Annotated in this window: 7 protein-coding genes and 1 pseudogene; 5 read left to right on the forward strand and 3 right to left on the reverse strand. The window is 69.0% G+C overall.

The window, feature by feature from the left end; genetic code table 11:
- Positions 1-124 precede the first annotated feature (124 nt).
- A pseudogene (locus Q1K70_RS04045) lies at positions 125-382 on the reverse strand (transposase); the annotation flags it as partial.
- 499 nt (positions 383-881) lie between these two features.
- Between Q1K70_RS04045 and Q1K70_RS04050 the strand changes: the two are divergent.
- From Q1K70_RS04050 to Q1K70_RS04060, 3 genes are read left to right on the forward strand one after another with little or no spacing between them, the layout of a single operon-like run.
- A complete protein-coding gene (locus Q1K70_RS04050) occupies positions 882-3,053 on the forward strand; it encodes a malate synthase G (protein ID WP_300156098.1) in 2,172 nt (723 codons plus the stop codon).
- Between the two features lie 33 nt (positions 3,054-3,086).
- Positions 3,087-3,542, forward strand: a complete 456-nt coding sequence (locus Q1K70_RS04055; RefSeq protein ID WP_300156101.1) for a flagellar basal body-associated FliL family protein — start codon at positions 3,087-3,089, stop codon at positions 3,540-3,542.
- A 14-nt stretch (positions 3,543-3,556) separates the two neighbouring features.
- Positions 3,557-4,159 (forward strand): class I SAM-dependent methyltransferase, encoded by a 603-nt coding sequence (locus tag Q1K70_RS04060; RefSeq protein WP_300156106.1) that lies wholly within the window; start codon positions 3,557-3,559, stop codon positions 4,157-4,159.
- A 70-nt stretch (positions 4,160-4,229) separates the two neighbouring features.
- On the opposite strand, the gene Q1K70_RS04065 is transcribed toward Q1K70_RS04060, so the two are convergent.
- On the reverse strand, positions 4,230-5,909 hold the full coding sequence (locus Q1K70_RS04065; RefSeq protein ID WP_300156109.1) for a glycosyltransferase: 1,680 nt from the start codon (positions 5,907-5,909) through the stop codon (positions 4,230-4,232).
- A 158-nt stretch (positions 5,910-6,067) separates the two neighbouring features.
- Here Q1K70_RS04065 and Q1K70_RS04070 point away from each other — a divergent pair, with 158 nt between their 5' ends.
- Positions 6,068-6,712, forward strand: coding sequence for a Sua5/YciO/YrdC/YwlC family protein (locus Q1K70_RS04070; RefSeq protein WP_300156111.1), 645 nt, complete (start codon positions 6,068-6,070; stop codon positions 6,710-6,712).
- Here Q1K70_RS04070 and Q1K70_RS04075 read toward each other — a convergent pair.
- On the reverse strand, positions 6,671-7,519 hold the full coding sequence (locus tag Q1K70_RS04075) for a glycosyltransferase family 9 protein (protein WP_300156114.1): 849 nt from the start codon (positions 7,517-7,519) through the stop codon (positions 6,671-6,673). The genes Q1K70_RS04070 and Q1K70_RS04075 overlap by 42 nt on opposite strands.
- A 208-nt stretch (positions 7,520-7,727) precedes the next feature.
- Between Q1K70_RS04075 and Q1K70_RS04080 the strand changes: the two genes are divergently transcribed.
- A complete protein-coding gene (locus tag Q1K70_RS04080; RefSeq protein ID WP_300156117.1) occupies positions 7,728-8,186 on the forward strand; it encodes an NUDIX hydrolase in 459 nt (152 codons plus the stop codon).
- The last annotated feature ends 177 nt before the right edge of the window (positions 8,187-8,363 follow it).

The following is an 8,363-nucleotide window of genomic DNA, read 5'->3' on the forward strand; positions in this document are numbered from 1 at the left end:
GCCAATTGAGTGTAAATTTCACCAGGGAGTCGAGGAGAATAGACACGAGACGTGTCAAATTGGGGGCTCAACTACTTTTTGCGAAATATCGCTTCCACTGACCTGCCGTCATTCTTCGGACCAGTCAATTCTTGAGGGCGGCTCCGTGGTTTGAGGTACTGTCGAGCATCCGGGCAAAGGCCCCCGGCGTCATTTTACCGAGGCTCGAATGCGGCCGCACCTCGTTATACGTCCTGCGCCAATCCTCGATGACCACCTTGGCTTCCGTCCGGGAGCGGAACCATTCCATGGAGAGGCATTCGTCCCGGAATTTGCCGTTGAAGCTCTCGACCATACCGTTTTGCCAGGGCTTGCCGGGATCGATCAGGGCGACTTCGAGCCCTTGGTTCGCCACGGCTCGAACACTGGTAGCGCGTCCTGGATCCGGAAATGGTCTTGGACGTTAAAAAACCATTCTTGTCATAGGTGAAGCTCGCGTTCCCGGCCGCAGTCAGGTGGTCTTCGCTGTCATGGACATAGGCCCGGTGGCGGACGGTCGGCGCATCGCCGCCGCCACGGGAGCCGGCGCGGGCGTCAACCTCAACGGCCTCCTCCCCGCCGGCCCGAGCCGCAATGGCGTTTCCATCCTGACCGAGGCCGACACGGGCAGTGCCGTGCGCCCGGGGATTCTCGTGCGGGTGGAGAGGATGGTTGAGCGGCAAACGGCAGGCGGGCGCCGGCGCGGGCGCACCTTCACGGCGATGCGGGAAGGGTCGGCCAAGCGTACGGCGCCTTCGGACGGGGAGCAAGAGCCCCTTTGCGGGAGGGGCCAAATGCCGTAAACTGATCCGAGTCCCGCCCCTCCGGGCGCACCGCATCGCCGCACCACAAGGAGCGCCGCCATGTCAGACCGCATCGCCGTCGCCGGCCTGTCCGTCGAGAAAACCCTCTACGACGTCGTGGCCGGAGAAATCCTCCCCGCCACCGGCATCGCCCCCGAAGCCTTCTTCGCCTCCCTGGCCGCCATCGTGGCCGAGCTGGGCCCGAAAAACCGGGAACTGCTCGCCAGGCGCGACGCCATGCAGGCCGCCATCGACGTCTGGCACAAGGAACGCGCCGGAAAGGCCCACGACGCCGAGGCCTACAAATGCTTCCTGGCCGGCATCGGCTACCTCCTGCCCGAAGGGCCGGATTTCGCCATAGAAACCGGGGGAGTGGACCCCGAGATCGCCTCCATCCCCGGACCCCAGCTCGTGGTGCCCATCACCAATGCCCGCTACGCCATAAACGCCGCCAACGCGCGGTGGGGCAGCCTCTACGACGCGCTCTACGGCACGGACGTGATCCCCGAGACCGGCGACGCTGCCAAGGGGCCGGGCTACAACCCGGCACGCGGCGCTGCCGTGGTGGCCTACGCCTCGAGCTTCCTGGACATGGCCGCGCCGTTGGCCTACGGCCGCCACACCGACGTGACCGCCTATGCGGTCGTGGATGGCGCGCTTGCCGTTTCTTTCGCCAACGGCCAGGTCGCGGGGTTGGCCAGGCTCGAGCGCTTCGCCGGCTACACGGGCGATCCCGCCTCGCCGGCAAGCGTGCTTTTTCGCAACAACGGCCTGCACATCGAACTCTTCTTCGACCGCTCCCATCCCGTAGGCGCGGCCAGCCCCTCGGGCCTCAAGGACGTGGTCCTGGAGGCGGCCGTGACCACCATCCTCGACTGCGAGGATTCCGTGGCCGTGGTGGACGGACCGGACAAGGCGCTCGCCTACCGCAACCTGCTCGGGCTTTTTCGGGGCGAGCTGACGGCCAGCTTCGAGAAGGGCGGGAGGACCGTGGCCCGCGGCCTGGCTCCGGACCGGCTCTACGCCGCGCCTGAGGGCGGCGAATTGCTCCTGCCCGGCCGCAGCCTCCTTTTCGTGCGAAACGTCGGCCACCTGATGACCACCGACGCCGTCCTCGACGCCAGGGGCGAGGAGATTCCCGAAGGCATGCTCGACGCCATGGCCACGGCCGCGGCCGGCCTGCATGACCTTAATGGCCTGGGAAGGCTTCACAACAGCCGGTCCGGCGCGGTCTACATCGTCAAGCCCAAGATGCACGGCCCCGAGGAGGTCGCCTTCGCCTGCGAACTCTTCGACCGGGTCGAGGACGCGCTCGGCATGGCGCGCAACACGCTTAAAATAGGCGTGATGGACGAGGAACGGCGCACCTCGCTCAACCTCAAGGAGTGCGTGCGCGCGGCCAGGGCGCGCATCGTCTTCATCAACACGGGCTTTCTGGACCGCACCGGCGACGAGATCCACACCGTCATGGAGGCCGGGCCGGTGGTCGGCAAGAGCGCCATGCGCGCCGAGCCCTGGATGGCGGCCTACGAGGACGGCAACGTGGACGTGGGCCTGGCCTGCGGCTTTTCCGGCCGGGCCCAGATCGGCAAGGGCATGTGGGCCAAGCCGGACAGGATGGCCGAGATGGTCGCGGCCAAGATCGAGCATCCGCGCTCCGGGGCCAACTGCGCCTGGGTGCCGTCGCCCACGGCCGCCACGCTGCACGCCATGCACTACCACGCCGTGGACGTCTTCGACCGCCAGCGCGAGATCGCCGGCCGCGCCAGCGCCGACCGTGAGGTCCTGCTCAGGCTGCCGCTGCTCGGCGACGCCCGCCCCACGGCCGAGGAGGTCGTGCGGGAACTCGAAACCAACGCCCAGAGCATCCTCGGCTACGTGTCGCGCTGGGTGGACCAGGGCATCGGCTACTCCAAGGTGCCGGACCTCACCGACGTCGGCCTCATGGAGGACCGGGCGACGCTGCGCATATCCAGCCAGCACATTGCCAATTGGCTGCGCCACGGGCTTTGCGACGAAGGGCAGGTGCGCGATGTCCTGGCCCGCATGGCCGCAGTGGTGGACCGGCAAAACGCCCTGGACCCGGCCTACCGGCCCATGGCGGCCGATTTCGGCTCGAGTGTCGCCTTCGCCGCCGCCTGCGACCTCATCTTCAAGGGCCGTGAACAGCCGAGCGGCTATACCGAGCCCATCCTGCACGCCCGTCGGCGGCAGGCCAAGGCCCGAAGCTGAGGTCCGCCCCGGCATACGGAGGAACATGACGCGATGCTGCCGACCAATTGGGTGAAGATCGGGCTGATGCTCCTGGCTTTTGCGCTGTCCATGCCCGAGGCGGGGATGCTGCACGCCTCCTCGGAAGGCGGGCACGGCGGGGACTCCAAGAAAAGCGAGAAGAAGGGCGAGAAGAAGGAGGCGAACAAACCCGAGAACGGAGCCATCGTCATCGGCCCCGTCACGGTCAACATCCTGAGCAACAAGGGCTTCCGCTTCCTCAAGCTGACCATGCTCGTGGAGTGCGAGGACAACGCGGCGGCCGAGCGCATCACCCTGCCCGACGCCCGGGAGGAGCTGGTGCTGCGGCTCTCCACCAAGCTGGCCGAGGACCTGCTGACAAGCGCCGGCAAGATGGCCCTTCGCCGCGAGCTCATCGAGCTTTTCGGCAAGTACGCCGGCCCCGGAAAGGTGAAGAACATCTATTTCCAGGAGTTCGTCTTTCAATAAAAGGAGGCCGCATCGTGTTCGAAGCCGTCACCGAGGCCATGGCCGCGCGCATGCGGGCCCTGGAAGACATCGACAGCGCCGACCGCAGCGACGGCACGCCCCACGCCAAACGGCTGCGCCAGGTCTCGCCCGAGACCGGCCGGTTCCTGGCCATCCTGGCCGCTGGGGCTCCGGCGGGCAACTGCGTCGAGGTGGGCACCAGCGCCGGCTATTCCGCCCTGTGGCTGTCCCTGGCCTGCCGGGCCAGGGGCGATGTGCTCGTGACCATCGACCGGGACCCGGACAAGATGGCCCTGGCCGAGGAAACCCTGCGCCTGACCGGAACCGGCGACGTGGTGCGCCTGGCGCGCGGCGACGCCCTGGAGATTCTCGCCGGCTTCGACGACGTGGCCTTCGCCTTCGTCGACGCCAACCGCGACGTATTGTTGCCCTGCGCTCAACTCCTCGTCGACCGGCTGGTTCCCGGCGGTATCCTGACGGCGGACAACGTCATCAGCCACGCCCACGAGATCCCGGGCGTGGTGGAGCGCATTCTGGCCGATCCCAGGCTCGACGGCGTGGTGGTGCCCATCGGTTCCGGCGTGCTCCTGGCCAGGCGCGTCGGGGAGCGCCGATAGGAACGCGGCCGGGGCGGGCCGCCCCGGCCGCCTGAACCGGTTCGATCCTGCCGTTTTCGCCCGGCCCGCCTCAGCCCTGCGCCAGCCGCCGTACTTCCGCCTCCTTGTCCAGCAGATCGCGGCGCAGCATATCCAGGTCGCCGCGCCAGAGCTTGTCCGCGTCGGCGTCGGAAACCTTGTATTCGAGCTTGATCTTGTTGCCCATGATGTGGGCGACCTGGGCCATGCTTTGGGCCATGGCCAGGCTCGAGCCCTGTTTGTGGGCCACGCGTACGGTCCCGTCGTACACGGCCGGTCGGCCGGCCAGGAAGGCGCGGATGTCGCGGTCGAGGTCGTCGAACTGGGTGGGGTTGAAGCGGATGTCGAAGCCGCCCACGGTCTCGAGGGAAGCGCGCGGCAGCAGGTGGCAGCAGCCCGAGACGGACAGGCAGGAGCGGGAGTAGGCGTAGAGGCCGAGGTCCGGCGCGCCCCGGCAGGGTTCGCACACGAACAGGCGCTCGTTGGTTTCGGGCAGGCTCTGTTCGCCGGCGTCCGGCGGGAAGAGGTTGAAGTCGGCGGACTGGTGGTCGTGGGGCGCGTCCCTGTCCACGATGGCGCAGCCCACGGCCCCGGCTTCGGGGTGGCGGCGGCCCGTTTCCAGGAGCCGGGCCAGCCAGTCGGCCGGGGGGAAGGCGTCGTCGTCGAGAAAGGCCACGTTGCGGCAGGCGGCGACCTCGGGCTGGGCCAGCAGCCAGTTGCGCGCCCCGGGCGCGCCGATGTTGACCGGAAGGCGCACGGACAGGAAGCGGCCCTCGGGAAAGAGCCGGGCCACGTCGCCGAGGACGTCGGCCGTGTGGTCGCTCGATCCGTTGTCCAGGGCGACCACGATCGCGCCGCCGAGGTCGGTTGCGGCCAGGTGCGTCAGGCAGTCCCGGAAGAGCTCGGCCTTGTTCATGGAATAGAGGCACACGGCCGCCTCGCCGGCCTGGGGCGAAGGCGCGGCGGCCCGGGAGGCGGCCAGGGCGAAGGCCCGAAGCGTCAGGTTGACGTGCTGGGGCAGGGTGCGCCAGGCGGCCAGGCAGGCTTCGAGCGCCTCCTCGCGACGGCCCAGGCGCTCCAGGCAATGGGAGGCGGCGACGGCGGCGTAGAGACCCCAGGCGTCGGGGTCGAGGCCGGAGAGGCGCTCGAGGGCCGTTTCCGGGGAAAGGCGCAGCACGGCCAGTTCGGCGGCCAGCCGGTCGTAAAGGGGCGGCGGCAGGCTGCCGGCGAAGCCAGCCAGGAGGGCGGCGGCGACGTCCGCGTCCGGCAGCCGGCACAGGCTCCCGAAGGCCGGGGCGAGCCGGCCCAGGGCGTGGACCTTGTCCTTGGCGGCCACTTCCAGGTAGCGCACGACGAGTTCCGTGTCGCCGCCGGCCAGGATCTGGTCGAAGGGAATGTCGTTCGGGGCGGCGTCGAGGGCGCTTGACACCAGGCGCGTCGCGGCCGTCGCCCGCGGGGCGAGGAAGGGGCGGGCGGCCTGGGTTTCGCCCAGCAGGGCCAGGCTTGCCGCGTCGAAGGGGTTCTCCTGGAAGGCCAGGACCAGGATCCCCCGGGCGGCGGCCTGGCAGTCGACGTTGTCCTGCCCGAGCAGGATGCGGCAAAGCGACAGGCGCAGCTCCTTCTGTTCGCCGGTGAGGGCCCAGATGGGCAGGGCGTCGCAGACGGCGGCCAGGAAGCCTTGCGAGGGGGCGGGGATGGAAGGGGTTGTCGGAAAACCGGTCACGGACGGCATGGCAATCCTTTTCCCTTGGTTGTTCTGGTGATAGGCTGCCTTCCGCACTACGGAAACCCCGGCCAAAAGTCCAATAGCCGCATGCGGCGGCTGTATTTCCCATACGGGAGGTCCAGGAGGGATGTGTCCCTTCTGGCCGCCGGAGGCGTTTTTCACCCATGAATCACATCGCTGTGCCCGCGGCGGCGGCGGCGCTTCGCGCCGGCGGCTGCGTGGTCTATCCGACCGAAACGTTTTTCGCCCTGGGCGCGCTGGCGACCGAGGCGGCGGCGCTGGCGCGCGTCGTGGCCGTCAAGGCCAGGCCGGCGACCAAGCCGTTGCCGCTGCTCGTGGGCGGGCTGGACCAGCTTTCGGGCGTGGTGGCGGTGGGGTTTCTGGACGGCCCTCTAGGCGGGGATTTCCGGGAGCTGGCCGCGCTTTTTTGGCCCGGGCCGCTGTCGCTGGTCGTGCCGTGCCGGGAGGCGCTGCCGGGGCTGGTCAAGGATGGACGGGGGTTCGTTTCGGTGCGCTATACGCCGCATCCGGTGGCGGCGGCCCTGTGCCGGCTGGCCGGCGGGGCGGTGGTGGCCACCAGCGCCAACGTGAGCGGCAACCCTCCGGCGGCGGACGTCGCGGCCCTCGATCCGGCGGTGGCGGCGGCCTCGGACGGGGTCGTGGCCGAGGGGCCGGCTCCCGGTGGCGGTCTGGCGTCGACCGTGGCCGGGCTTCTCGGCGGGCGGCGGCTGCGGATTTTCCGCCAGGGCGCGACGGCGCTGGCGGCGCTACGGGCGGCCGGGTACGAGCCCTGCCTGCCGCAGGCGTGAAAGCGCCTTTTCCGGCGTGATGCCCGCCAGGCAGGGCAGGGGCCTCTGGCAGCCCGGGGCGAACTCGCCGGAGGTGACCGAGACGCAGGGTGCGCAGTCCAGGCCGGCGGTGACGATCTCCAGGCCGGCCGGCCCCCATTGGCGCGGGGAGGTGGGGCCGAAAAGGGCCAGGCCGGGCACGCCGTGCATGGCGGCCAGGTGCATGGGACCGCAGTCCGGGCCGACCGCGAAGCGGCAGGCGCGAAGGGCGCGCGACAGTTCCCCGAGGTCCCCGGGCTCCAGGATTTCGCCCCCGGACGGCAGCACGCCGCGGTCCCGCTCCACCGGGCCGATCACGAAAACCGGGCGCAGGCCATGCTCCCGCAGCAATTCCGCCAGATGTTCCAGATTGGACAGGGGCCAGGCCTTGTCCATGTGGCCGGCTCCGGGGAAAAGCAGCACCGTGGCGCCTTGCGGCGCATGGCCGCCGAAGCAGCCCTGGAAGGCCTCACGGTGGTCTTGCGCGAAGGCGATGCCCCAGGCGCGCAGGGCCTCGCGGTAAAGCCCCAGCGGGGCGACGTCGCGGCCCGGCACGACGCCCCGGACGAAGCGGAAGCCTTCCCAGTCGGGCAGGGCCGGGCGCGAGGCCAGGCCCGGCCGGAAGACCAGCGCCCCTTCCAGGTCCCTGGGCCAGGCCTCCCCGGCGAAACGGGCGTCCAGGGCGCGGCGCAGCGCCGGCGGGCAGGGGGCGGCCAGGGGCGTGAGCCAGCGGCCATGGGAGGGCGGGGCGGCCCAATAGACGGAAAGGCCCTGGAAATGGCGGGCCACGGACAGAAAAAAAGGCCAAGCCAGAAGAAAATCTCCAAGTGCGCCGGCATGTTCCAAAACGATCTTGTCAGGGGGCCGCATTTCGCGTAGTCTCTCGGATAAGAAAAAACTTATTTTTATAAACGCTTGAGACATCTTTCCCCGCGCGCCCGACCGGCGGGCGGCCCGGCGGGAGGCTGTCTTGGGCTCGTCCCGGAGCCGAAGACCCATGGCCCTTACCAAACCCTGTCCCCATTGCGGTCAGCCCGTGGTCCACTACCGCAATCCCGTGCCCACGGTCGATGCGCTGATCCACATCCCGGGGCGCGGCGTGGTCTTCGTCAAACGCCTCAACGAACCTTTCGGTTGGGCCTTGCCCGGAGGCTTCGTCGATTACGGCGAATCCGCCGAGAAGGCCGCCATCCGGGAAGCCAAGGAGGAGACCGGGCTCACCGTGGAACTGACCGGACTCTTGGGCGTATATTCCGATCCCGCCCGCGATCCCCGGCAGCATACCATGAGCGTGGTCTACATCGCCCAGGCCCTCGACCCGGACGAACTGGCCGCAGGCGACGACGCCAAGGAAGTCGACGTCTTTCCCGTGGGACAGTGGCCCAGCCCCCTCTGCTTCGATCACGAACGTATTGTCAATGATTACGCAATATTACTGGGTAGATACAAAGCCTGATCCGTTCGCCGTTATGGTTTGCTTAATGTTTCGGGCAGCGGAGGGCAAGCGGCGCATTGTCCGTGCATGCGCGGCAACACCGCGCGCCGTCACGGGAAACGGGCGGTTTCGGGCCCGCGAACGCAACCGGCCAGGCCGAGGAGCGCGATGAAGTTCCATCACAAGGTCCTCTTTGTC

It is taken from the genome of Solidesulfovibrio sp. (genome assembly GCF_029978005.1).
Lineage (GTDB): Bacteria > Desulfobacterota > Desulfovibrionia > Desulfovibrionales > Desulfovibrionaceae > Solidesulfovibrio.